Here is a 22,015-nt window from a genome sequence, read left to right as displayed (position 1 = left end):
TAAAGGAGAATCGGTACTGTGCGAAGGGCTCTACGCGCGTCGCTCGCGGAGTCGCGGCAGAAGGTGGTCGTTACCGATCGAGAACGCACCGTACAGGGCGACGAACCCCATCACCGCGAGCCAGGCCGCGAACATGGTGTTTCCGGCATCGAGATACGTCAGGCTGGTCAGTTCGGCGAAGACGCCGGCGCCCGCGAGGGCGACCGTTCCGAGGAGATACCCAGCGAGTTCAACCGCGGCCACGAGGAGTTCTCGCATTGGCCCTACTCGGCGAGTGCGGAAAATAGGCTTTTCGGCTGAACGAAGGAATCGAAACGCTTTCGCTACCGAGTGGAAAACGGCGACTATGAGCCATCAAACAGGGGGTCGAAGCCTGGACCACGCGCGGTTGGCGAAACTGGGATTCCTGTTCGGCGTCGGCCTGTTCGCCGTCGGCGCCGTCGGTGAAATCGGCGGTCATGCCTTCCTCTCGACGGTGCCGGCGACGCTGGACACGGTCTTTTTCGGCATGGAAACGCTCGGTGTGGTCGTCGGCCTCGTTACACCAATCGTCTTCGGCGCAGTGCTCCCGCTAATCGAGTAATCAGGCGCCGATTTCGACGGCGAAATCCGACTGGAGCCACGTTTCGGGGTCCTCCCGGTCGTAGATGACGACTTCCCCGTCGCCGAGCGAGAGGTGTGCGTACCGCTCGTCGTCGCGAGCGGAGTGTGGCGGTGCTTCGGTCATCGGTTCGGGCAACTCGTCCGAGTCGGAGGGTGTGTCACTCATTCGCAAGTGAGCGGAAGCGGTAGACGGTGTTAAGCGTTCTGTCGATATCGAATCCATACTTATATGCTGTAATATGTCCCTAAAACACGCGAAGCGAACACTGACTTATCCGCCGACCCACGTCCCGTCGATGGCGACGTTTCCCGACTCGGAGAACCGAACCCCCCTCGCGTCGGACTGCCGGCGCTGTCCCCGACTCGTCGAGAGCCGGAACTGCATCTCCTGGGGCGTCGGCTCGCTCGATGCGACGCTCGTCGTCGTCGGCGAGGCCCCAGGTGCCGGCGACCCCGACGCCGACCCCTGGCGGGGCGGCAACCACACCGGGATGGCCTACACGGCACGCCACAGCGGCCGCCGCATCCGCGAACGCTTCGAAGCACTCGGCTACGACGAGGAGGAACTGTACTTCACGAACGCCGTGAAGTGTTTTCCCGCCGAAAACCCCGAAGCCCCCGATTCCTCGAACCGCGAACCGACGGCCGCAGAGCGCGCCAACTGTCGGCCGTACCTGCGTTCGGAACTGGCGGACGTCCAACCGGCGTGTGTCGTTCCGACCGGCCGCCACGCCACGGAATCGCTGCTGGCCGCCGTCGACCGGAGCCTCGATGGCTTCCTCGAAACCGTCCTGACGACCATCGAAACCGACACACTGCCGCCGCTGGTCCCGATACTGCACCCCTCCTACGAGGACGTCTGGATTCCGCGACTCGACTACGAGCCCGAGGAGTACGAATCGGCCATCTCGGCGGCGCTGGAACGCGTCGGCGCCGGCCCCCGCTGACCGAGCGGCGGTCAACCGGCCTACGGTTTTTTGTCGTTTCCGCCGGATTCTCGAAGCATGGACGACGAGGAGACCCTCGCTGCGGTCAACGAACAACTCGAACGCGTCGGTGACTACGAACTGTACGACGACCTCGGCCCAGTCGACTCCTGGGAGGCGTTCCGCGAGTTGCCGTTTCTCACGGGGAAGGACCTGAAGGCCGACTACGACGACCACGCACCCGAGGGGTCGCTGTACGACGGCGCGGCGATGATGTGCTTCACGCCCCTCGGCGACGACCTCGCACCCGTCTTCGACACGACGGCGGACCTCGAGTGGCAGGCCGAGGCCAACGCCCGCGCCTTCGAGCGCGCCGGCATCGAAGCGGGCGACCGCGTGCTCAACACTTTCGGGTACCACACCTTCGGGACGGGTATCATCGTCCAGCGCGGCCTCGAAGCCCTCGGCGCGGAGGTCATCCCGGCCGGCCCGGGCGAGTCCGAACAGGCCGCCGCGACCGTCTCGGAGTTCGACGTCGACGCCCTCGTCGGCAACCCCTCCTTCGCGCTGAAAGTCGGCGACGCCGGCGCGAGCGTCGACACCTTCGTCGGCGCCGGCGAACCGTTCACCTCGATTCCGGGCATGCGCGAGCAGGTCAAAGACGCCCTCGGCGCCGACACCGCCGTCGACTACTTCGGCACCAGACAAATCCTTCCGGTCGCCGCCGAGACCGAAAACGAGGATGGCCTCTATCTCCTAGACGACTACGCGCTCGTCGAGGTCGTCGACCCCGACACCGGCGAGTTGCTCCCGTTCGGCGAGCGCGGAGAACTCGTCGTCACCCACCTCAAGAAGGAGGGCTGTCCGCTCGTCCGCTATCGCACCGGCGACCTCGCCGAGTGGGAGCAACGCGACGGCGAAATCGTCCTCCCCGACGGCGTCATCGGCCGGACCGACGGCCGCTTGAAGGTCAAGGGTGTCAAACTGTACCCCGAATCGCTCGGCACCGTGCTGGCCGGCTTCGATGGACTGACCGGCGAGTTCCGACTGGAGGTCTCACGACCGGAGTCGACCGACCAGATACGGCTCGTCGTCGAAGGAGATGCCGACATCGACGAACTCGCGGCGGCGGTCAAAGACCGCCTGCTCGTCGCGCCCAACGAGGTCGAGTTGGTCGACGACATCGACGAGACCGGCGTCGTCGACGAGCGGTACTGACCCGCTATCCGACCATCGTCAGGCCGCCGGAGACGCTGAGTACCTGCCCCGTCACGAAGGCGGCGTCGTCGCTGGCGAGGTAGGCGACCGCACCCGCCACGTCGTCGGGTTCGGTCATCCGACCCAGCGGCGTCTGAGATTCGATGCTCCCGAGGATACCTTCGGCCAGTTCCGACTCCTCGCGCATCGCCCGCGTGAGCGGCGTGTCCGCGGGACCGGGACAGACGACGTTGCAGGTGACGCCCTCCCGTGCCAACTCCCGGGCGAGTGTCTTCGTGAAGGCGATGACACCGCCCTTCGTCCCGGCATACACTGCCTCCCCCGACGAGCCGACCCGACCGGCGTCCGACGCGATGGCGACGACGGTGCCGCCGTCGTCTCGGTCGGCGAAGACCTCGCCGGCCGCGCGCGCACAGTTGATTTGCCCGCGGAGGTTCACGTCGATGATGCGGTCCCAGCGGTCGGGGTCCTGTTCGAGGAACCACTCGATGCGGTCCCAGCCGGCGTTGTTGACGAGCACATCGAGCCCGGCGCGGTCGACGACCGTCTCGACCATCTCACGAACCGATTCGAGGTCGGTCACGTCGGCGACGACCGGGAACGCCTCGCCGCCGGCTTCCTCGATTGCCTCGACGGTGGCTTCGGCCCGTTCCTCGTCGATATCGTTGACCGCGACGGTCGCACCTTCCTCGGCCAACCGCCCAGCGATGGCGCTCCCGATGCCACCGCCCGCCCCTGTCACCAGTGCCGTCTTGGTGTCTAAACCACGCATGACCAACCCGTCGTCCCCCGGTGTTATATCCCTGTGGGATGACCACACGACACATGTCGTACGAAACCATCGCCGTCGACCGCCATCCCGAGGACGACCGTATCGCACGGATTCGGTTCGACCGCGCCGACCGCAACAACGTCCTCGATTCCCGTGTCCTCGACGAGTTGACCGTCGCGATTACCGACGCCGACCGCGACGACGACGTCCGCGGCATCCTCCTCGGGTCGACCGAACCGCCCTTCTGTTCGGGGGCCTCGCTCGCGGAGTTGACCGAACTACAGTGGGAGGAGGGCGCCCGCTGGATGACGGCGTACTTCGAGACGCTGGATTTGCTGCGCGATACGGGCAAGCCCGTGGTCGCCGCCGCCGAGGGGACCTGCGTCGCCGGCGGCAACGAACTCGCCTCGGCGTGTGACCTCATCGTCGCCGGCGAGTCGACCCGCTTCGGCCAACCGGAGGTCGGCGTCGGCTCGACGGCCGCCGGCGGCGGCGTGCAGTTGCTCCCGCTGATGATTGGCGAAAAAACGCGCCCGGGACCTGCTGTTGACGGGGCGACTGCTGGAGGCCGAGGAGGCGAAATCTATCGGCCTCATCAACCGCGTCGTCGACGACGGCGACGCCGAGGCGAAGGCCGCGGAGATTCTCACGACCATCGCCGACGAGAAGAGTCCACAGGCCTACCGAACCATCAAGGCCGTCATGAAACAGTGGACGAACCTCGGGTTGACCGGCCAGGAGATGGCCCGAGACCTCACCGCCCGAGTGTGGGACTCCCCGGAGTTCCAGGAGCGCGCCGAGGCGTTCCTCGCACGCGAAGAACAGAAACCGCGACGGTTCCACGGGACGCGGCCGCGTGACCCCGAAGACGTGGAGTAGCTACCGTTCGCCGAGGAACCGCTCTGCTGCTCCCGAGAACAGCGCCTCGAAGGCCTCATCCGAGAGGTCTCGCTGTAGCAATCCCTCGTACTCCGCCCGATACGGGTGTGGGATGTTGGGGTAATCCGAGCCGTACATGACCCGCCCCGACAGCTCCTCGAACACCGAATCGTCGATGTCGCTGGGGTCGAAATCCATGTAGTTTCCGACGGCCGTCGACATCGCAAAACAGGTGTCGAGGAACGCGTTGTCGTGGTTGCGCGCCGTCTCGATGAACGCCGCCGTCTCGAAGGCGCCCATGTGGGCCGCACAGGCCCGGACCTCCGGATACGACTGGAGGAACGACCGGAACGATTCGACGCCGACGTGCGGCGAATCCCGGAACATCGGCGCGGTACCGGCGTGGAACAGAATCGGCCGGTCGTACTCGGCGGCCAACTCGAAGGCCGGGTCGAGACGCGGGTCGTCGGGGCCGACTCCCTGGACGGGACACTGGAACTTCAGCCCGCGTGCGCCCGCCTCGAAGGCCTCACGGACGATGGGTCGAACGTCGTCGTCACCGTGGACCGTCGCGAAGGGAACGCACATATCGGATTCCGAAGCGCGGTCGAGCACCCACTCGTTGAGGTCGGCGGCGATGTCGGGCTTGTGGGCATAGGGGAGCGCACAGTAACGCTCGACGCCGTTTTCGCGGAGTTCCGCCTCGATAGCCTCGCGGTCGGTCGGGTGCGGGAACTCCCAGCCGGCGTCCTCGTTGAGCGCGCCGCGTATCGCTGCCATCAGCCGGTCGGGCATGAGATGGACGTGCACGTCCGTCGCGCCCGAAAGCGTCTCGTCGGTCATCGTCCCAACTTGTACACCCCACGGGCTTCCGCACATCGGTCCCCGCCCGACTCGACGACCACGTCGGCGACGCCGACGGTGTCACCGTGTCGTCGCACCTCGGCGTGGCCTTCGAGGTCGGCCTCGCCGGCGTGGGTCAGATAGTCGACCCGGAGGTCGACCGTCGGCGTGTACCGGCCCAACCCGCCGACGAACGGCGCGGCGCCGGTGAGGTCCGCGAGCGCGGAGATGACGCCGCCGTGAATCGCCGGCACCTCGGGGTTGCCGAGCAGCGACTCGTCGAAGGGCCACCGCGTGTGGGCCCCGTCGGCGGACGCCGAGACGATTTCGATGCCGTTGGCGCGGTGAAACGGGAGGTCGAGCAACTCCCGTGCGGTCTCGGTGGCGTCGCCCATCAGTAGGCGTAAGGCCACTTCCGCAAGTACTCCTTGAGCTGTCCGAGCGCCGCGAGGACGCCCTTCGGTTCGACGGCCAGCACGATGATGATAACCATGCCGAAGAACACCGAGACCAGCGACGTCGCGTTCAGTCCGGTGGCCGCCGAAATCGACTGCAGGATGCTCTGTAGGATGTCCTGCAGTATCGTGACGACGCCGACGCCGAGCAGCGCACCCCACACCCGACCCAACCCGCCGAACAGCAGCATCACGTAGTGTTCGAGGGTGAGCGCGAGCGTGAAGTAATCGGGGCTGATGAATCCGATGTAGACGGCGTACAGCCCGCCGGAGACGCCAATCATGAACCCGCCGATGGCGAACGCCAGCAGTTTGTTCTTGAAGACGTTGACCCCGAGCACCGCCGCCGCGAGGTCGTTCTCGTGGACCGCCCGGAACGTCCGGCCGATGCCGGTCCGCGAGAGGTTCAGCGACAGGATGGCGAAGAACAGCATCGCTACGAGCGAGAGGTAGTAGATGCTGAGGTCGCCGCCCAGACCACCGAATGGACCGATGAGGCCGATATCCGAGGGTATCTGCTGTTGGGCACCGCCGTGAATCCACTCGGCGCGGCTGTTGTTGAAGAACCACTCGGCGATGAACTGCAGCGCCAGCGTCGAGATGGCGATGTAGAACCCCTTGACGCGGAACGACGGGAGACCGAAGGCGACGGCGACGAGTGCCGCCATCAGGCCGCCGACGGCCATCGAAGGCAACAAACCGGCGCCGGTCGTGAGCATCCGACTGGTCGTGTACGCGCCGATGGCCATGAACGCCCCCTGTGCGAGGACGATTTCGCCGGCGTACCCCAGAATGACGTTCAATCCGAGGACCGCGATGGCGAAGATGAACATCTGCGACAGCAGCGAGACGTTCCCTCCGCCCAACCCGAGCAACGGCAGGATGAACGGGATGGGTAACGCGAGGACGAGTGCGACCCGCTGGATGCGCCAGCGGAACAGCCCCATTCGGGACTCGTAGCTCGTGAAGTACTCACCGCAGGGCACGGCTACGGCACCTCCGTAGTCGGTCGGTCACTCGCGGCCACCGTGGCCGACTGCACGCGGTCGGGTCGCCTCTCGAAGGTGTGTGTCTCGAACATGTTAGAGCCTCTCGATGCGTTCGGTGCCGAACAGGCCGTACGGTTTTACGACGATGACGACGAGCAGGAATATCAGCGGCAGTATCTCGCCGAAGCCGGCACCGAAGTTCAGTTGCACGTCCACCACTGGGAGGACGACGGCCGACCCGCCCTCGAGGTAGAACGACCCCAACTCCTGTAACAGCCCGACGATGATGGCCCCGAGGAACGCTCCGGGGATGGAGTCGAGGCCGCCGAAGACAACGGCGGCGAAGATGATGATGCCGGTCGCCACGATGGAGAAGCCAGCACCCCCGGAGGACATCGCCAACAGCACTCCGCCGATGGCGGTGATGCCGATGGAGAGCGCCCACGCGAGTGCGATGGTGCGCTCGATGCTCACGCCGAGTACCATCGCCGCCTGTTCGTCGCTGGCGGCCGCCCGCAGGATGCTGCCGGTGACGGTGTACCGGAAGAACAACATCAGCGCGACGACGACGACGAGCGCCAGCGCCACCGCCAGCGCGTACGCCGCCGAGATGGACGTTCCCAGCGGGAGGTCGATACTGAATCCGAACGTCAGCGCCTCGGGATACGACCGGTAGTTCGGCCCGAGCAGGAACCGGATGAACCCGCTGAAAATGCCACCGAGCGCCAACGTGACGATGATGACCGACAGCACCGGTTCGCCGATGAACTGCCGGAAGATGACCCGTTCGAGGAAGATACCGAGGATGATGCCGAACAGAATCGTCGCTCCGACGGCCGCCACCGCCGGCAACGGAGTCGAAATCAGCGACGACGTGCCGAGGATGACGACGCCGTAGGCGCCGACCAAGGCGAGTTCTCCCTGGGCGAAGTTCAACACGCCCGTGACCTTGTAGATGAGCGCAAAGCCCATCGCGACCAGGGCGTACAGCGCCCCGAGGCCGATTCCCGAGATGGTGATGTCGAGGAACGTGACGAAATCAACCATCGAGCATCACCTCCTCGCCGTCGTCGGCCTCGACCGGTTCCTCGACATCGACGATAGCCATCGTGCCGTGTTCTTCCGATTCGCGTCCGTCCTGATACGTTATCGTTATGTCCATCTCGACGTCCTCCTGGTCGCCGTACAGTCCGTCGACGAGTTTCCCGTAGCGGTCGACGACGACCTCCCGACGTATCTTCCCCGTCCGAGTGAGTTCGCCGTCGTCGGCGTCGAACTCCTTGAACAGGATGAGGAACCGCTCGATGGGGTGTTCGAGGTCCTCGTTGGTTTCGGCGACGACCTGTCGCATCAACTCCAACACGGGCGGCTTCTGGGTCAGGTCCTTGTAGCCGGCGTACTGGATGTCGCGTTGGTCGGCCCACTCGGCGACGTTGTCGAACCGGAGGTTCAACACCGCAGCGAGCGAGTCTCGGCCGTCACCGACGACCAGCGCCTCCTTCACGTAGGGGTTGAACTTCAGTTTCGTCTCGACGCTGATGGGCGCGACCGCGGTGCCGTCGTTCAACTCCAGTACGTCGTCCATCCGGTCGAAGATTTTGACCTGACCGTCGTCGGTGAGCGCCCCGAAGTCGTCGGTGTGGAGCCAGCCGTCTTCCATCGCGGATTCGGTCTTCTCGGGCATGCCGTAGTACCCCGAGGTGACGACCGGGCCGCGGACGAGCAACTCCCCGCCGGGGGTGATGCCGACCTCGACGTTCGGGAACACCTCGCCGACGGTGTCGACCTGAATGTCGTCGTCGCGGTGCATCGTCACGAACCCACACACCTCGGACTGGCCCCAAATCTGTTTCAGGGGCACACCGAGGGCGTGATAGTACGAGAAGTGGTCCTCGCCGAGGGGGCCACCGCCCGTGTAAACGTTCTTCGCGCGTTTCAGCCCGATTTTGTCGAGGATGGGCCGGTAGGCGACCCAGTACGACAGCCAGTGGGCGGCCCGAAGGGTCGCCGGCGGCTCCTCGTCGCTTTTGTCGCCGCTGATGTACTCGGCGTACTTCCGGCCGATAGACATCGCCTTCTCGTAGACGAACCGCTTCAGTCGCGTGGTGTTCTCGATTTTCGCCTTGATGTCGGCGACCCACGCCTCGTAGCGGTTCGGCGACGAGAAGATGATTTCCGGGCCGATTTCACGGAGGTCCTCGGCCTCGGTTTCGGGCTGTTCGGGGAAGTTGGCGGTCCAACCGCCGACGAACGCCGCCGCGATGAGTATCATCTGCTCGCCGACCCACGCCATCGGGAGATACGAGAAGTAATCGGACTCCTTCGGCAGCGGGTCGATTTCGATGGCCGCGTTCGCGAGGTTCAGGAAGTTGAAGTGACTCAACTTCACCCGCTTTGGCATGCCGGTCGTCCCGGAGGTCGGCGGCAACATCGCCGGGGTGTCGGGGTCGATGGCTTTCACGCGCTCGTAGAGGTAGTCGTCGGCCACCTCACCGGTTTCGAGCCGCTCGGCGCCCAGTTCCTCGACGTGTTCGTAGGAGACGATTTCGGGGTCGCCGGGGTCCGTCTTTTCGCCGTTCTCGTAGCGGAACATCCCCTTCTCGTCGCGGTAGATGATGGTGTCCAGCGACGGCACGTCGTCGGCGACCAACAGGAGTTTGTCGACCATCTCCTGGTCTTCGGCGTAGACGACCGACGGCTCCAGCAGTTGGAGCTGTTTGCGGATGTCGTCCGGGAGCATGTCCTCGTAGTTCGGCGCGGCCATCCCGCCCAGCGACTGGGCGGCCATCCAGGCCCACAGCTGGTGGGGCCGGTTGTAGCCGATGGTGAAGAGGACGTCTCCGGCCTCGAAGCCGTACGTTTCGAGTCCGAGCGCGAAGTGTTCGACGCGCTCGTAGTACTCCTCCCAGGTGAACTCCTGCCAGACGCCGTATCGCTTCCACCGCAAGGCGATGTCGTCGCCGTGTTCCTCGACGTGGTCGAAGAGGATTTCCGGCAGTGCCTGGTCGGAGACGATGGGCACGTCCTCCCCCTCGGGGGCGGACAGCACCCGGTCGACCGCGAGGCTGCTGTCGGTATCGCCGGTCACTCCGTCTTCGGTCGCCATCTCAGTCCACCCCCGTGTACACGCGAGCGACCTCGGGGTCTTCGGTGACCGCTTCGGGCGGGCCGCGAGCGATGACGCCGCCCTTCTGCATCACGATCATCCGGTCGGAGACGGACGTAACGACCTCGAGGTCGTGTTCGATCATCACGAGCGCGAGGTCCTCCTGTTCGTGGAGGTCGGTCAGGAACCGAATCATGTCGTACTTCTCGTCGAAGGTGAGACCGCTCATCGCCTCGTCCAGAAGGAGGACGTCCGGTTCCAGCGCCAGCGACCGTGCGAGGTCGACGCGGCGGCGGACGCCGAGCGGCAGCGTCGCGATTTTCGAGTGGCGGTGTTCCCACAACTCGAGGTAGTCGAGTATCTCCTCGACGCGGCGCATGTTCTCGGCTTCGGTCTTCCGGCCGGCGCCGTAGAACAGCATCGCCGACAGCAGGTTCGGTCGGTTCTTGACCGCCCGCACCGTCATCACGTTCTCGATGACGTCCTCGTCTTCGAACAGTTCGAGCCCCTGGAAGGTCCGCCCCAGTCCGTTGCGGGCGCGGTAGTGTTCGGGCGTGCCTGTCACGTCCTCCCCGGAGAGATACACCGTCCCGCCGGGGTCGGGCGTGTAGAAGCCGTTGAGGATGTTCAGAAGCGTCGTCTTGCCGGCGCCGTTCGGCCCGACGATGGACACCCACTCGCCGGGTTCGATGCCGATACTCACGTCGTCGACGGCGGTGACGGTGCCGAACGTCTTGGTCACGTCTCGACAGCCGATAACCGCGTCTTCGGGGGGAATCGCCGGGCCCGACCGGAGCGATGCTGCGGCGGCATCGGTATCGGACCCCACGTTAGCGTCGTCGACGCTCACCGTGGCCACCTCCCAATCCGAGACATCAGGTCCACCTCTTGCGGATTTTGTAGTGACGGATGTCGGTGTATCGAGAGCCGTCGCCGGAGGTGCCGAGGTAGAACTCCTTGATTTCCTCGCGGTTCAACAACACGTCGGCCGGGTCGTTCAGCTCGATTTGACCGTTCTCCATCACGTAGCCGTAGTCGGCGATATCGAGCGTTCGCTGGGCGTTCTGGTCGGCGATAATCATCGTGATGTCCTCCTGTCGGTTGATTTCGACGAGCGTCTCGAAGATGTCCTCGACGAGTTTCGGCGCCAAGCCGAGGGAGGGTTCGTCCAACAGCAGCAGTCGCGGCCGGTGGATGAGCGCCCGCGCGATGACGAGCATCTGCTGTTGGCCGCCGCTGGCGTAGCCGGCTTTCAAATCGAGGATTTCCTCCAGTTGCGGGAAGTACTCGAAGGCGATTTCGTAGTCGTCCTCCTCGAACCGGAAGCGTCGGCCGCCGCGGTACAGCCCACAACGGAGGTTCTCCTCGACGGTGAGGTCCTCGAACACGCGCCGACCCTCGAGGATGTGAGTGACGCCGCGGTCGACCATCTCGTTGGCCCCGTTGTTGGTCACGTCCTCGCCGTCGTAGAACACGCGCCCGCGGGAGACCTCACCGCGCTCGCTGCGGCCGATACCGCTTATCATCTTGAGGATGGTCGACTTGCCGGCACCGTTGGGACCCAACAGCGCGACGATGTCGCCCTCATCGACGGACATCGAGACGCCCTGTACCGCCAGGAAGTGGCGGTCGTAGACGATTTCGACGTTGTCGAGTTCGACGACGGGCGTCTCCTCGTCCTCGGCGCTGGCGTCCGCCGAAACCGCCTCGCGTTCGCTCGCGGTCATCAGAGCCCAATCCAGTCGTCACGCCGGGGCAGTTCGACCGTCGTGTCGAATTCGAAGGACCCGTCGGAAACCTCGAACAGACGGCCGGTCATCGTCGGCCGGCGGTCCTCCTCCGTGTAGGTGAACGGCTCGGCGAGGTCCCACATGGTGTCGTCCTCGATGTCGAACATCGACTGACGGACGTCCGACCCGCTCGTGGGGTCGCGGTCGGCGTCGATGGCGTTCTGCAGCCCCTTCAACACGAGCAGCCCGTGGATGCACCCGCGGACGTAGTTGAGGTTCGCGACCGACGGGTCGTCCATGTCCCGCCCCTCGCGTTCGAAGTTCTCCTCGATCATGGACGTGCCGTCGCCGCCCGAATCGAGTGCCCCCTGGAAGGTCCGGAAGGCACTGACGTAGCGGACGCCCTCGAAGTTCTCCGGGGACTCCTGGATGCGTGGTTCGTCGACGGTGTAGGTCAGTCCACAGACGGTCACGTCGGGGTAGATGTCCTCCCTGTCGGAGAGCAACACCTGCATCGGCGCGGCCGTGTTCTGGTGAATGAGGTAATCCACGTCGGCGTCCCGCGCCTGCCGCAGTTGCGTCGTCGCGGAGTTGGCGTCCAGCGGGAGGTTGATGTCCTCGGCGACGTTCAGCCCCAGCTCCTCGGCGTACTGCTTGCCACCCTCGACGGGCGCCTGTCCGAAGGGGTTGTTCGAGAAGATGAAGGCGATGGTCGCCTCCGCGTCGTTGTCGGCAATCCACTTGAGGTGGGCCCGCGCCTGACTCGTGTAGTCGAGGTTGCCGAAGAAGTTGTAGGGGGCTTCCTCGGTCAGGAGGTTCGCCGAGTACGACGCCGAGACGTAGACGATTTCGTCTTCGGCAACCGTTCCCGACAGCGCCTCGGTGTCGGCAGTCCCCCAGCCGATAATCATCGGTGGCTCCGACCCCGAGGTGTACTCGTCGTAGTACTGCTGGGCCTGCGGCACCTCGTAGGCGTAGTCGTTGTTCGGGTGATTGATTTCCTGCGGAATGAGGTCGTTCTCGTTGAAATACGTGATGGCGTCCCGCGACCCGATTGCGGTCGGCCGTCCCACGTCGGAGGTTCCGCCGCTTTCGTCGTACAGACCTGGAACAGTAATACTGTCCCCACCGTTCCCGTTACCGTTGCCGTTGCCGTTACCGCCGAGACAACCGGCCAGGGCGCCGACCGCCATCGTTCCAGCCGTCGCCTTCATGAACGTCCGCCGGTTGTGTGCGTTGTAATCGTGTCCCATGGCGTTACGAAACAACCGTTCGTAGGAATGCGGTTTATTCTTTACCCCTATAAACAACCTAATATGCCCGTATAAAAGTACAAAAGTAACTGGAGCCAAGATTGATGACGCTCCTCGAAGAAACCGGGAACATGACCGACGACTGTATTTTCTGTCGCATCATCGACGGCGAAATTCCGGCGCGAACCGTCTACGAGGACGACGACGTACTGGCGTTTCTCGACGCCAATCCGCTCGCACGCGGACACACGTTGGTTATTCCTAAGAACCACCACGAACGCGTCTCCGATTTGCCGGCGGCCGACAGGGATGCCGTCTTCGAGACGCTCGGCCGACTCACCTCGGCCGTCGAGGCGGCCGTCGACGCCGACGGCGTCACGGTCGGCATGAACGACGGTGACGCCGCCGGCCAGGAGGTCCCCCACGTCCACGGCCATCTCGTCCCGCGATTCGACGGCGACGGCGGCGGCGCCGTCCACTCAATCGTCCGAACGCTACCGGAACTCTCCGACGAGGAGTTGGACACCATCGCCGCCGACATCGGCGACGCCGCGGAATGACCTCAAAGCGGGGCGGAGGTCCCAGTCACCGCCGCAAAGCGCTCTGGGTCGAATCGGATGCCACCGACCGTTTCCACCCACGGATACGCTTTCAGCCGCTGGGCTCGGCCATATAGTAGCACGACGACCGCAAACCCCGAACGGTGGTGCATCACGAGTCGGTCGGGAGAACCGATGGCACCGAGCAATCCGACCATGAACTGGTCGTGGTCGACGTTTTCGGGGCGTTTCACGAGGAACGTTCCGACGACATCCGACGCCGGCCCCTCGACGGTGATGTCGGCGCCGAACCGCTCTGCCATATCCATCGTCACGTCAGCATCGACCGCGCCTGTTCGACCCACGACTCGGCCCGACTGTTGGAGGTGTTAGCGATTTCGGCGACCGCTTTGGGGTCCATCTCCGCCAGCGCCGCGACGCCGGCGACGCCCGCATCGCGCAGGCGCTCTGCGTACGTCGGCCCGATGCCGTCGATGGCCTCAAGCGATTCCGACGGCTGTTTCTCGGTTGGTTCCGTCGGTTCGGAGTCGGCATCCGAGTCGGCGTCCTCGACGTGGCGTTCGTCGGCGACCGTCAAATCGACCGGGGCCTCCGGTGGTGCGAGGGCGTACGGTTCGGGGAACTGGTCGACGACGGCGTTCGGCGGCGACGTGGCGTCTTCCACCGTCGTGACCTCCCCGACGGAGAGTCCGGCCCGGTTCAGTCGCCCTCTCGCCGTCTCCAAGTCGGTTCCCAGGAGGTCCGGCACCTCGCTGTAGTCGGCTTCCGGGCCCTCCGGCTCTGAGTCGCCCGCACGGACCCGGAAGGAGATTTCACTCAGGTTCTCGCTTGCGAACCGCTCGTCGAGCGACGGCAAGTGCAGCCGAATCCCGTCGTTGTCCTGTATCACGTTGGCTTTGAGCGAAAACGCCACGTCGTCTATGGTGTAGTTGGCCGCATCGAGTTCCGTCCGTACGTCCCCGACGGCCGACCCGAGGTTCGAAAACACCGTCTTCGGTTCGAGTTTCGGGCGCTCGACTTCGAGTTGCTGGATGCGGTCTCGGAGGTCGTCGCGCTCGGACTCCAGACGAGAGAGTTGACTTTCGAGGGCGTTTCGCTCGCCACGAATCTCCAGAACGTCCGTCTGGAGGTTCTGGATGATGGCTTCGCGTTCGCTGACAGCGCGTTCGATGGCCGCCCGCTCGATGGTTTCGAGTTTCTTCGTTTCGACCTGCGGAATCTCTTCGAGTTGAAACGACCGGGCACTCACGTATCGGCGGTCGTCGGTCGGAAACTTCTTACCGCTCATGACTGTCGACGCTCCGGGGGAACAGGGACCATACGCACGGTCACCTCGCTTGTCATTTCCGCGTCGATGTCGAACTGACTCCGGGAGCGGGGGTTGACTGGCGTCGCCCCGAGTTTCGGGCGGTAGCCACGGACCGTCCCGCTGTCGTCGCGAATCTCCTCGCCCTCGATGGAGACGGCGATTTGGAGGTCGGCTTCGACCTCTGAAAACCGGAGCCACGAGGCGTCCATCTGGACGTCGAGTTCGCCGCTCTCGGCGGCACGTTCGAGTTCCCGCTGGACCCGCATCGTCCGACGGTCCAACTCCTCTTGCCCCTCCGCGACGGAGACGGCCAGCGACCGAATGAACTCCTTCAGCGGTCTGGAGGCCCACTGCTCGGTCGACATCACTCACCCTCCGGAGTGTCACGCGTCTCGGTGGGCGACAACTCGACGGGGAGTGGAACCGGCTGGAGTCGCGCGTTGATTCGTGCGTTCGCCTCGACCTCGCGGTCGTATTTGCGCTGTTCGGTCACCTCGTAGGTGCCCGCGCGGAGCCCGAGACGTCGCCCTTCGGACTCGCTTTCGCGTTCGCCTTCCTCGCTGAATCGGATGTCGACACCGACCTCGAGGGTGGCTTCCGAGAACTGATAGCGAGTCGGTGTAAAGCCGAGTTCGAGCAGCGACCGCGATTCGGTGGCGGCCGATTCGGTCTCGACCCCGCCGTGTTCGTCGATTCGGCGGGTGAGTTGCGGGACGACGTCGACTTCGGTCTCCGCGAGGGTTTCGAGCAGTTCGGCCGTCGAGAGGTCGAGTTTCGTCTGTGCGCTGGCGATTCCCTCCGCGAGTAGGTATAGCAGGTCGTCGAACGGGACGTCAAGCTCTTCGCGAACCGGCTGTGTGTGAGCGGTACCTCGATGTTGTAGGTCCGACGGTCGAATTGGCATGGTGACAGTTTCGGGTGGTAAGCGTGGGAAATGCGAGATTCGGGTGGTTCAGGCTTCGGTCTCGCCGTCGCCCGACGGCCGATTGTCGACGGTTTCGACTTCCGGGAACAGGTACGGCGGTTCCGGAACCGGCTGCATCTTCGTCACCAGCCTGCTCGTGCCGTGGACCTCCTTGCCGAACTTCCGGTTGTGACTCACGTCGGTGTCGATGCGGGCGCTCCAGAGACCGAACCCGACCTTGCCGCTGGCGCTTACGTCTACCTGCGTCTCCGTCGACGTGGTAGTCTTGATGTCCATCTCGACCTCGATAGTCGCCTCGGAGAACTGATAGAACGTCGGGAACATCCCGGCCTGCAGCAGGGAAACGTCGATAGCGTCCGCGGAGTCGTAATCGACGCTCCCGTCGGCGTTGATAGTGCGAGTTATCGCGGGCACGACCTCGATTTCCGTTTCGGCGAGGGTCTTTGCGACCTCCACCGAGTTCATGTCGAGTTGATGCTGTGCGTCGGCGATACCCTGACCGAGGCTGGCAACCATCTCGGGAAGCGGCACGTCTAGTAGTTCTTGTCCGACTGACATTGTTTGTACCTCCAAATTTTACGTACTCACAACTATAATAAATAGTTATCTAGGTCGAAATAACATATAATTGGTTATTGATTGATACATTTCCAAACAGACGTTGGAGAGTAATGGGACATCAACCGGCCGGCGGACGATACTCGGAGCGTCCGTCGGCTACAGTTTTTCGATGACCATCTCCTCGGGGCGGCGAATCCGGAAGACATCGGCGCGGGCCTCCAGCGCCGCCGCGTCGTCGCGTTTCGCCGCCGACTCGGCGTGAATCGTCAACAGCGGGTCGCCCAAGTCGACCGCCTCGCCGGTAGTGACGTGCAACTCCACGCCCGCACCTTTGTCCTTCGGCGCTCCGGCCCGGCGGCCGAGTTCGGCCAACACCCCGTTGTCGGCGTTCGTCACCACGCCGTCCCGTTTGGCGACGACAGTCTCGGTCAGTGAGCCGATTTCGATGTCCTCCCGAGTCACGTCCCGGTCACCGCCCTGCGCCTCGATGATGTCGCGGAACGCCTCGAGGGCGCGACCCGATTCGAGTAACATCTCGGCGTCGGTGTCGACGCCACAGCGCTCCAGCAGTATCGACGCCAACTCGACGCTCTTCGAGCGGAGGTCGGAGGGGCCGTCGCCTTCGAGGACCGCGAGCACCTCGCGGGCCTCCAGCGCCGGCCCGATGCCCCGACCGATAGGTCCGTCACCCCGCGTGATGGCACACTCGATGCGAACGTCGAGGTGCTCGCCGACCCGTTTGAACCCACGAGAGAGTCGACGGGCCTCCGCGAGACTCACCACCTTCGCGCTCTCGCCGTAGGGTATGTCGACGACGACGTGGGTCGAGCCGGCGCTGCGTTTCTTCGAGAGCACCGACGCGATGACCTGCCCCTCCGGGTCCAGCGACAGCGGCGTCTCGACTTCGATGATGCGGTCGTCGACCGGCGAGAGGTCGACCGCACCGCCCCAGGCGACACAGCCGTTGACGTTCCGAACGACGGCCTCGATTTCCGACTGGCCCAACTCGACGTTACAGAACACCTCCATCGTGTCGGCCGTCCCCGCTGGCGAGGTAATCGCCCGCGAGGAGGTCTTCGGAATCTTCACGCCGGCGGCCGCGACGATGGCGACGATGATGGGCGTCGTCCGGTTGCCCGGGACGCCGCCGATACAGTGTTTGTCCGCGATGACCGCGTCGTCCCACCTGATTCGACTGCCCACGTCCGCCATACACTCGGTCAGTGAGGTCGTCTCCTCGAGCGAGAGGCCGTTGGCCTGGAGGCCACAGACGTAGGCCGTCAACTCGATGTCGGTCAAGCGGTCGTGGTAGATGTCCTGGACGATACTGCGGATTTCGGTGTGGTCGAGTTCGATGTCTTCGAGTTTTCGCCGGACGTACCGCGTCGACTGCGGGGTCGGCGACAGCCGAACGTCGACCGAACCTTCGAGATGCATCAGCGGTCGCGTCACGCCGATGGTTCCTGGCTCTATCAGTTCGGTAGTCACCTTCACCACACCGACCGTCGTTCCCGTACCGTCCGATAACTCGACGCGCTCCATCGCGTGGACGCCCAGCGCCTCGGCGTCCTCGCGGTGGATGACGACCGTCGGCGTCGCCGTATCGAGGTCGAACGGCTCCGTCTCCAGTTCCATGTCTCGGTATCGGTACCGGGGGCAAAGAAGGTCAGCCTCGACGGAGAGCGCTGTCGCCGACGCTCAGTCGCTGTCTTCGGGTTCCGGCGGTCGAACCGTCAACACGGGCACCGGCGACGTTCGGAGCAGTGACTCCGCAACGCTCCCGAGGAGGTATCGGTCGAACCCGGTCCGGCCGTGGGTGCCGACGACGACGAGGTCGACCTCCCGTTCCTCGAGGAACTCGAGGACGGCCTCGTGGACCGACGACCCGTACTCGACGGCACCACGGACGTCCTCGACGCCCGCCGCTTCGGCGAATGCTGTCGCCTCCTCGACGATGTCCTCGGCGCTCTCCTCCAGCATCGCACTTTGGATATCGCTTCGGACGTCAATGCCGAGCGACTGGTAGGTGATGACCGACAGCACGTACAGGGCGGCTTCCGCCTCTGTGGCCACGTCGGCGGCCACCGAGAGCGCCCCGTTGGCCCCCTCGCTGCCGTCGGTCGGGACGGCCACCCCCCCGGTAGGGGTACCGGAGGGGCCCGTCGGCGTCGGGACGAACCGTGAGCACGGGCACCTCGGCCCGCCTGACGACCCGTTCGGTGGTGCTCCCGAGCAGCAGCCGTTCGAGGCCACTCCGACCGTGCGTCGGCATGACGATGAGGTCGATGTCGTACTCGTCGGCGTACTCGACGATGGTCCGGTACGGTTCGCCCTGTACGACGGTCGACACCGTCTCGACGCCGCGCGCCCCGGCACGCTCGGTCACGTCTTCGAGGACGTCCTCGCCCTCCTGTTCGAGCACGTCGACGACCTCACCCCGAATCCGGACGAGGCTATCCCGCGTCGTGTCGGCCACGTTGAGCAGATGCACCGTCGCCCCGTGGGCCGACGCGATGTCGAGGACGTGGTCGAGGACGCGCGTCGCTCCGTCGCTTCCGTCGGTCGGAAAGAGGATTCGGTCGTACATACGTCGGCTATCGTAAGCGAGGACCAAAACAAAGGGGGGCCGTCACGGACGCTCGCCGGCCACCCCCACGAATCCAGAATATTGGGAATTTGGGACAATATTATATTCACACAGCCCGAACCGTCACTCATGCGAGCCGTATACGCAACCGACCTCTCCGATTCCATCGAGACGGCGATGAGCTCCCGGGTGTGCCTCGAGTGTTTGGGCCGCTACGGGATAACCGAAATCCACCTGCTCAACGTCACCAGCCCGAACGTGACGACGGGCATGCCGGGCAGCGACATCGGCAAACAGACGAAAGCCGCCCTCGAACGGCAACGGCGACTGCTCGAAGAGGAGGGCTTCGACGTCGAGACCCACGTCGTCAGAGGGACGCCACACCGACGCATCAACGGGTTGGCCGACCAAATCAAGGCCGACCTGATTATCGTCGGTTCCCGCGGGAAGAGTCCCCTCCGGGAGCGCTTCATCGGCGGGACGACGCGCAACGTCGCCAGGACTGCGGGTCGGCCGCTTTTGATTCAGCGCATCGCCGAAGACGACGACCACCACGAGGTCGTCAACGAACACCTCTTCCGGCGCGTGCTCTACGCGACGGACTTCTCTGAGAACGCCGAACACGCCTTCGAGCAGTTCCGGTACCTCGAGGAGGCGACCCAAGAGGCGACGCTGCTACACGTCCGCCCACCAGAGCGCCGAAGCGGCGCTCCGGGCGTCGAGGACGCCGAAGAGAAACTCGAAGCCCTCGCCGAACGGCTCCGCGAGAAAGGCATCGAGGTGACGACGATGGTTCGGGAGGGAGAAGCCGTCGAGGAGATTCTCGCCGCCGAAGCCGAAGTCCAGCCGACGACCGTTCTCATGGGTTCTCGGGGCCGAAGCCGTATCCGACGGCTGCTGTTGGGGAGCACCTCCGAGTCCGTGACCGCCCGAGCGAACTGTAACGTCCTGCTCGTCCCGCCGGTCGGCGGCCGGTGAACGAACCGCCGTTTTTCCGCGTCCAACGGCAATATTTTTTACAAATAACGAGGGCAACTATCCTGTGACCACCGACACGCTCGCGTTCGTCGGCGCCGCCGGTGGCGTCGGCACGACGCGACTCACGCTCGAATGTGGAACGCTGTTGGCCGGCGAGGGCCACGACGTGGCGATACTCGATGCGGCCTACGCCACCCAGGGGTTGGCCGACCGGACGCACGGCCGCATCGACCCCGACATGACGGCACTCTGTCTCGAAGAGCCACCGCTGGAAACGGCGCTCGTCGACCGCGACATCGACGGTGCCGGCCGCCTCGCGACCTGTCCGGCACGCGCCCCGTTCGAACGCCTCGCACGGGCGAAGACGCCCGAGGCCGCCGAAGCCTTCGAGCGGAAAATCGACGAAGCGACGCGTTCCTTCGACCACGTACTCCTCGACACGCCGCCGGTCGGCGCCAATCAGGCCATCGCGGCAGCCACCGCAGCCGACGCCGTCGCCGTCGTGTGTGACGCGGCCAGAACGGAAGACGCCGTTCCGAGGATGTGGGACCGACTCGCCGATATCGGCGTCGACGACTCGACGACGGTCGTGACACGGACCGAGGCCCACCCGGACGCGGCGGCGACGGTACCGACGTTCGACGCTGATTATCCGGCGGTCGCGGTCGACACCGAAGCCCGGAGCGCAATCGCGGCGGTGCTCGAAGAGACAGTCGGCATCGACATCGACGTCGAAGACGGAGACGGCCTTCGCGAACGGTTGCCGATTTAGAGCCAGTCGTCGACGCCGCTGCGGGCGTCGGAAAGCGGGTCGGGGGCGTCCTCGAGTGCCAGCGCGTCGGCCACCGCCGTTTCGGCGGCCGGTATCGGGTCGTGGGTGACGACGTACACACCGAGTGCGAACGCCGCCTCGCCGACGTTGGCCAGCGTCTTCGCCTCCGTCCGTGATATCGACCCGGCCAGCCAGTCTTCCAGCACCCGTCGGGCGGTCGGCGTCAGCGGGTCGATGGGCTCGCCGAGGAGATACAGCGTCTTCGCCGCCGTCGTCTTCGGGAGCTCCGCGACGGCGGCCGAACGGCCGAGGCTCGCTCCTTCGGCGTAGGCTTCGACGACGAGGGCCGCTTCCTCCGCCGAACAGGGCAGTTCCTCCGCAAACGGCATCAGGCGCTCGGTCAGCGACGCGTCCGTTCGGTCGCTCCTCGCGACGCCGGGGTCGCGTTGCTCCGTCGTCACCTCGATTCCCTCGGCGATGTCCGAAAGCCCCATGCTCGTGGCTGGCTCCCCGATGTTTGTTAAACTGTTGGAGAACGGAAAGATACCGGCGGTTCACGCTGCGATGAAGGTACCGATAACCGGTACCCTCCAGCAGGCCAGCGAAGTTGATTTCCCCCACCTGCGGTCGTTTTTAAAGTGTCATCCCGACCCACCTTCGCATGTGATGAGCGCCACGACGCGACAGGCGTGTCCCGAATGTGAGGGGCGCCTCCGGAGCACCGACACCGAAACAGTGTGCGACGAGTGCGGCCTCGTCGTCGACGAGACAGCCATCGACCACGGACCGGAGTGGCGGTCCTTCGAGGACGACCGAACGAACCCCGAGCGGACCGGCGCACCCCTGACGCGCTCGCGACACGACCGAGGACTCTCGACGGAAATCGGTCACTCGACCCGGCTGAAGGGGAGAAAGCGACGCCGGGTCGCACGCATGCGGCGACAGCACAAACGCGCCCAAATCGCCAGCAAGCAGGAGCGAAATCAGGTGTACGGCTTCACCGAGATACGGCGTCTCGTGGGTCGGCTCGAACTGCCCGACAGCCTCCAGGAGCGGGCGTGTGTCCTCTTCGAGTCCGCACAGGACGACGGGCTGTTGCAGGGTCGGTCGATAGAGGGCTTCGCCGCCGCCGCGGTGTATGCAGTGTGTCGAACCGCGTCCGTCTCCCGGACGCTCGCCGAAATCATCGCGGTCGCGGCGGCCGACGAAGCCGAGCTAAAAGCCGCCTACGACGCCCTGAATCGCGAACTCGGGCTGCCGACCGGGCCGATACATCCGGCGGAGTATCTCGCACGGTTCGCCTCAAAACTGGACGTGTCGACCGCAATCGAACGGGAGGCCCGCGACCTCGCCGAACGTGCCCGCGACTCCGGCCTGGCGACGGGACGCAATCCGAGCGGCGTCGCGGCGGCCTGTCTATACACGGCCGCACGGGACGGCAACGCCGACCTTACACAGGCCGAGGTTGCGTCGGTCGCCGATGTCTCCGCGGTGACCGTTCGGAGCACTTACCAGGACCTACGGGACTGACTGCCACCGGAAGGACCGC

28 protein-coding genes and 1 pseudogene are annotated in these 22,015 nt (G+C 65.0%); 9 read left to right on the top strand and 20 right to left on the bottom strand.

Going from position 1 to position 22,015, the window contains the following annotated elements:
* Positions 1-30: 30 nt before the first annotated feature.
* Positions 31-258, bottom strand: coding sequence for a hypothetical protein (locus tag GJ631_RS03420; RefSeq protein ID WP_156707797.1), 228 nt, complete (start codon positions 256-258; stop codon positions 31-33).
* An 88-nt stretch (positions 259-346) separates the two neighbouring features.
* On the opposite strand from GJ631_RS03420, the gene GJ631_RS03415 reads away from it, so the two are divergent.
* Entirely contained in the window at positions 347-583 is a 237-nt protein-coding gene (locus GJ631_RS03415) for a hypothetical protein (protein ID WP_156707796.1), read from the top strand.
* Here GJ631_RS03415 and GJ631_RS03410 read toward each other — a convergent pair whose 3' ends face one another.
* Positions 584-769, bottom strand: a complete 186-nt coding sequence (locus tag GJ631_RS03410) for a hypothetical protein (RefSeq protein ID WP_156707795.1) — start codon at positions 767-769, stop codon at positions 584-586. It abuts the gene before it with no gap.
* 130 nt (positions 770-899) lie between these two features.
* Here GJ631_RS03410 and GJ631_RS03405 point away from each other — a divergent pair, with 130 nt between their 5' ends.
* Both GJ631_RS03405 and GJ631_RS03400 read left to right on the top strand, forming a co-directional pair.
* On the top strand, positions 900-1,550 hold the full coding sequence (locus GJ631_RS03405) for a uracil-DNA glycosylase family protein (protein WP_156707794.1): 651 nt from the start codon (positions 900-902) through the stop codon (positions 1,548-1,550).
* A gap of 57 nt (positions 1,551-1,607) precedes the next feature.
* A complete protein-coding gene (locus GJ631_RS03400; protein WP_156707793.1) occupies positions 1,608-2,747 on the top strand; it encodes a phenylacetate--CoA ligase family protein in 1,140 nt (379 codons plus the stop codon).
* A 4-nt stretch (positions 2,748-2,751) separates the two neighbouring features.
* On the opposite strand, the gene GJ631_RS03395 is transcribed toward GJ631_RS03400, so the two are convergent.
* Positions 2,752-3,519, bottom strand: a complete 768-nt coding sequence (locus GJ631_RS03395) for an SDR family NAD(P)-dependent oxidoreductase (protein WP_156707792.1) — start codon at positions 3,517-3,519, stop codon at positions 2,752-2,754.
* A gap of 38 nt (positions 3,520-3,557) precedes the next feature.
* Here GJ631_RS03395 and GJ631_RS19410 point away from each other — a divergent pair.
* Positions 3,558-3,986, top strand: a pseudogene (locus GJ631_RS19410) (enoyl-CoA hydratase/isomerase family protein); the annotation flags it as partial.
* A 49-nt stretch (positions 3,987-4,035) separates the two neighbouring features.
* On the top strand, positions 4,036-4,398 hold the full coding sequence (locus tag GJ631_RS18905; RefSeq protein WP_231753878.1) for an enoyl-CoA hydratase/isomerase family protein: 363 nt from the start codon (positions 4,036-4,038) through the stop codon (positions 4,396-4,398).
* On the opposite strand, the gene GJ631_RS03385 is transcribed toward GJ631_RS18905, so the two are convergent.
* The 8 genes from GJ631_RS03385 to GJ631_RS03350 all read right to left on the bottom strand — a co-directional run bounded on the left by GJ631_RS03385 (position 4,399) and on the right by GJ631_RS03350 (position 12,774).
* Positions 4,399-5,241, bottom strand: coding sequence for an amidohydrolase family protein (locus tag GJ631_RS03385; protein ID WP_231753877.1), 843 nt, complete (start codon positions 5,239-5,241; stop codon positions 4,399-4,401).
* Positions 5,238-5,636: a PaaI family thioesterase gene (locus GJ631_RS03380; protein WP_156707790.1), complete on the bottom strand. Its 399-nt coding sequence runs from the start codon at positions 5,634-5,636 to the stop codon at positions 5,238-5,240. Before GJ631_RS03380 ends, GJ631_RS03385 begins: the two co-directional genes overlap by 4 nt.
* Positions 5,636-6,682, bottom strand: a complete 1,047-nt coding sequence (locus GJ631_RS03375) for a hypothetical protein (protein ID WP_156707789.1) — start codon at positions 6,680-6,682, stop codon at positions 5,636-5,638. Before GJ631_RS03375 ends, GJ631_RS03380 begins: the two co-directional genes overlap by 1 nt.
* 96 nt (positions 6,683-6,778) lie before the next feature.
* Positions 6,779-7,732, bottom strand: coding sequence for a branched-chain amino acid ABC transporter permease (locus GJ631_RS03370; RefSeq protein ID WP_156707788.1), 954 nt, complete (start codon positions 7,730-7,732; stop codon positions 6,779-6,781).
* Complete coding sequence (locus tag GJ631_RS03365) at positions 7,725-9,791, bottom strand: AMP-binding protein (RefSeq protein WP_156707787.1); 2,067 nt, start codon at positions 9,789-9,791, stop codon at positions 7,725-7,727. Before GJ631_RS03365 ends, GJ631_RS03370 begins: the two co-directional genes overlap by 8 nt.
* 1 nt (position 9,792) lies before the next feature.
* Positions 9,793-10,641 carry an ABC transporter ATP-binding protein gene (locus GJ631_RS03360; RefSeq protein WP_156707786.1) on the bottom strand — a complete coding sequence of 283 codons (849 nt, stop codon included), beginning with the start codon at positions 10,639-10,641 and terminating at the stop codon, positions 9,793-9,795.
* A 25-nt stretch (positions 10,642-10,666) separates the two neighbouring features.
* Positions 10,667-11,518 (bottom strand): ABC transporter ATP-binding protein, encoded by an 852-nt coding sequence (locus GJ631_RS03355; protein WP_156707785.1) that lies wholly within the window; start codon positions 11,516-11,518, stop codon positions 10,667-10,669.
* A complete protein-coding gene (locus tag GJ631_RS03350; protein ID WP_156707876.1) occupies positions 11,518-12,774 on the bottom strand; it encodes an ABC transporter substrate-binding protein in 1,257 nt (418 codons plus the stop codon). Before GJ631_RS03350 ends, GJ631_RS03355 begins: the two co-directional genes overlap by 1 nt.
* A gap of 131 nt (positions 12,775-12,905) precedes the next feature.
* On the opposite strand from GJ631_RS03350, the gene GJ631_RS03345 reads away from it, so the two are divergent.
* Entirely contained in the window at positions 12,906-13,334 is a 429-nt protein-coding gene (locus GJ631_RS03345) for an HIT family protein (RefSeq protein ID WP_156707784.1), read from the top strand.
* Between the two features lie 2 nt (positions 13,335-13,336).
* Here GJ631_RS03345 and GJ631_RS03340 read toward each other — a convergent pair whose 3' ends face one another.
* The 8 genes from GJ631_RS03340 to GJ631_RS03310 all read right to left on the bottom strand — a co-directional run bounded on the left by GJ631_RS03340 (position 13,337) and on the right by GJ631_RS03310 (position 18,716).
* Positions 13,337-13,678: a hypothetical protein gene (locus GJ631_RS03340; RefSeq protein ID WP_197424804.1), complete on the bottom strand. Its 342-nt coding sequence runs from the start codon at positions 13,676-13,678 to the stop codon at positions 13,337-13,339.
* The gene (locus GJ631_RS03335; RefSeq protein ID WP_156707783.1) at positions 13,645-14,622 is read right to left on the bottom strand and encodes a helix-hairpin-helix domain-containing protein; all 978 of its coding nucleotides are present in this window, start codon (positions 14,620-14,622) and stop codon (positions 13,645-13,647) included. Before GJ631_RS03335 ends, GJ631_RS03340 begins: the two co-directional genes overlap by 34 nt.
* Positions 14,619-15,008, bottom strand: a complete 390-nt coding sequence (locus tag GJ631_RS03330; RefSeq protein WP_156707782.1) for a hypothetical protein — start codon at positions 15,006-15,008, stop codon at positions 14,619-14,621. Before GJ631_RS03330 ends, GJ631_RS03335 begins: the two co-directional genes overlap by 4 nt.
* The gene (locus tag GJ631_RS03325) at positions 15,008-15,547 is read right to left on the bottom strand and encodes a hypothetical protein (protein ID WP_156707781.1); all 540 of its coding nucleotides are present in this window, start codon (positions 15,545-15,547) and stop codon (positions 15,008-15,010) included. The genes GJ631_RS03330 and GJ631_RS03325 overlap by 1 nt, the downstream gene beginning before the upstream one ends.
* Positions 15,548-15,595: 48 nt before the next feature.
* Positions 15,596-16,126, bottom strand: a complete 531-nt coding sequence (locus GJ631_RS03320) for a hypothetical protein (RefSeq protein ID WP_156707780.1) — start codon at positions 16,124-16,126, stop codon at positions 15,596-15,598.
* A gap of 159 nt (positions 16,127-16,285) precedes the next feature.
* Positions 16,286-17,764 (bottom strand): AMP phosphorylase, encoded by a 1,479-nt coding sequence (locus GJ631_RS03315; protein ID WP_156707779.1) that lies wholly within the window; start codon positions 17,762-17,764, stop codon positions 16,286-16,288.
* Between the two features lie 63 nt (positions 17,765-17,827).
* The gene (locus tag GJ631_RS18900) at positions 17,828-18,202 is read right to left on the bottom strand and encodes a universal stress protein (RefSeq protein WP_370518545.1); all 375 of its coding nucleotides are present in this window, start codon (positions 18,200-18,202) and stop codon (positions 17,828-17,830) included.
* Positions 18,135-18,716, bottom strand: coding sequence for a universal stress protein (locus GJ631_RS03310; protein ID WP_231753876.1), 582 nt, complete (start codon positions 18,714-18,716; stop codon positions 18,135-18,137). The genes GJ631_RS18900 and GJ631_RS03310 overlap by 68 nt, the downstream gene beginning before the upstream one ends.
* Positions 18,717-18,845: 129 nt before the next feature.
* Between GJ631_RS03310 and GJ631_RS03305 the strand changes: the two genes are divergently transcribed.
* Positions 18,846-19,694 carry a universal stress protein gene (locus GJ631_RS03305; protein ID WP_156707778.1) on the top strand — a complete coding sequence of 283 codons (849 nt, stop codon included), beginning with the start codon at positions 18,846-18,848 and terminating at the stop codon, positions 19,692-19,694.
* A 64-nt stretch (positions 19,695-19,758) separates the two neighbouring features.
* Entirely contained in the window at positions 19,759-20,466 is a 708-nt protein-coding gene (locus GJ631_RS03300; RefSeq protein WP_197424802.1) for an AAA family ATPase, read from the top strand.
* Here the strand turns inward: GJ631_RS03300 and GJ631_RS03295 are convergent.
* Complete coding sequence (locus GJ631_RS03295) at positions 20,463-20,960, bottom strand: hypothetical protein (protein ID WP_156707777.1); 498 nt, start codon at positions 20,958-20,960, stop codon at positions 20,463-20,465. The genes GJ631_RS03300 and GJ631_RS03295 overlap by 4 nt on opposite strands.
* Positions 20,961-21,132: 172 nt before the next feature.
* Between GJ631_RS03295 and GJ631_RS03290 the strand changes: the two genes are divergently transcribed.
* Positions 21,133-21,996: a transcription initiation factor IIB family protein gene (locus GJ631_RS03290; protein ID WP_156707776.1), complete on the top strand. Its 864-nt coding sequence runs from the start codon at positions 21,133-21,135 to the stop codon at positions 21,994-21,996.
* Positions 21,997-22,015 lie beyond the last annotated feature (19 nt).

Origin of the sequence: Natronomonas sp. CBA1123 (assembly GCF_009741925.1) — an archaeon.
Taxonomy (GTDB): domain Archaea; phylum Halobacteriota; class Halobacteria; order Halobacteriales; family Haloarculaceae; genus Natronomonas.
The sequence above is the reverse complement of the archived record's forward strand: the minus strand, read 5'-3'. Positions and strand labels throughout refer to the sequence as shown.

Bases quoted from the DNA above. Each gene is read 5' to 3' on its own strand.
- GJ631_RS03365 (WP_156707787.1), bottom strand. From the start codon at position 9,791: ATGGCGACCGAAGACGGAGTGACCGGCGATACCGACAGCAGCCTCGCG.
- GJ631_RS03290 (WP_156707776.1), top strand. From the start codon at position 21,133: ATGAGCGCCACGACGCGACAGGCGTGTCCCGAATGTGAGGGGCGCCTC.
- GJ631_RS03405 (WP_156707794.1), top strand. From the start codon at position 900: ATGGCGACGTTTCCCGACTCGGAGAACCGAACCCCCCTCGCGTCGGAC.
- GJ631_RS03380 (WP_156707790.1), bottom strand. From the start codon at position 5,636: ATGGGCGACGCCACCGAGACCGCACGGGAGTTGCTCGACCTCCCGTTT.
- GJ631_RS03345 (WP_156707784.1), top strand. From the start codon at position 12,906: ATGACCGACGACTGTATTTTCTGTCGCATCATCGACGGCGAAATTCCG.
- GJ631_RS03355 (WP_156707785.1), bottom strand. From the start codon at position 11,518: ATGACCGCGAGCGAACGCGAGGCGGTTTCGGCGGACGCCAGCGCCGAG.
- GJ631_RS03330 (WP_156707782.1), bottom strand. From the start codon at position 15,008: ATGTCGACCGAGCAGTGGGCCTCCAGACCGCTGAAGGAGTTCATTCGG.
- GJ631_RS03370 (WP_156707788.1), bottom strand. From the start codon at position 7,732: ATGGTTGATTTCGTCACGTTCCTCGACATCACCATCTCGGGAATCGGC.
- GJ631_RS03385 (WP_231753877.1), bottom strand. From the start codon at position 5,241: ATGACCGACGAGACGCTTTCGGGCGCGACGGACGTGCACGTCCATCTC.
- GJ631_RS03305 (WP_156707778.1), top strand. From the start codon at position 18,846: ATGCGAGCCGTATACGCAACCGACCTCTCCGATTCCATCGAGACGGCG.
- GJ631_RS03310 (WP_231753876.1), bottom strand. From the start codon at position 18,716: ATGTACGACCGAATCCTCTTTCCGACCGACGGAAGCGACGGAGCGACG.
- GJ631_RS03395 (WP_156707792.1), bottom strand. From the start codon at position 3,519: ATGCGTGGTTTAGACACCAAGACGGCACTGGTGACAGGGGCGGGCGGT.
- GJ631_RS03295 (WP_156707777.1), bottom strand. From the start codon at position 20,960: ATGGGGCTTTCGGACATCGCCGAGGGAATCGAGGTGACGACGGAGCAA.
- GJ631_RS03415 (WP_156707796.1), top strand. From the start codon at position 347: ATGAGCCATCAAACAGGGGGTCGAAGCCTGGACCACGCGCGGTTGGCG.
- GJ631_RS03350 (WP_156707876.1), bottom strand. From the start codon at position 12,774: ATGGGACACGATTACAACGCACACAACCGGCGGACGTTCATGAAGGCG.
- GJ631_RS03410 (WP_156707795.1), bottom strand. From the start codon at position 769: ATGAGTGACACACCCTCCGACTCGGACGAGTTGCCCGAACCGATGACC.
- GJ631_RS03325 (WP_156707781.1), bottom strand. From the start codon at position 15,547: ATGCCAATTCGACCGTCGGACCTACAACATCGAGGTACCGCTCACACA.
- GJ631_RS03400 (WP_156707793.1), top strand. From the start codon at position 1,608: ATGGACGACGAGGAGACCCTCGCTGCGGTCAACGAACAACTCGAACGC.
- GJ631_RS03420 (WP_156707797.1), bottom strand. From the start codon at position 258: ATGCGAGAACTCCTCGTGGCCGCGGTTGAACTCGCTGGGTATCTCCTC.
- GJ631_RS03315 (WP_156707779.1), bottom strand. From the start codon at position 17,764: ATGGAACTGGAGACGGAGCCGTTCGACCTCGATACGGCGACGCCGACG.
- GJ631_RS03320 (WP_156707780.1), bottom strand. From the start codon at position 16,126: ATGTCAGTCGGACAAGAACTACTAGACGTGCCGCTTCCCGAGATGGTT.
- GJ631_RS03335 (WP_156707783.1), bottom strand. From the start codon at position 14,622: ATGAGCGGTAAGAAGTTTCCGACCGACGACCGCCGATACGTGAGTGCC.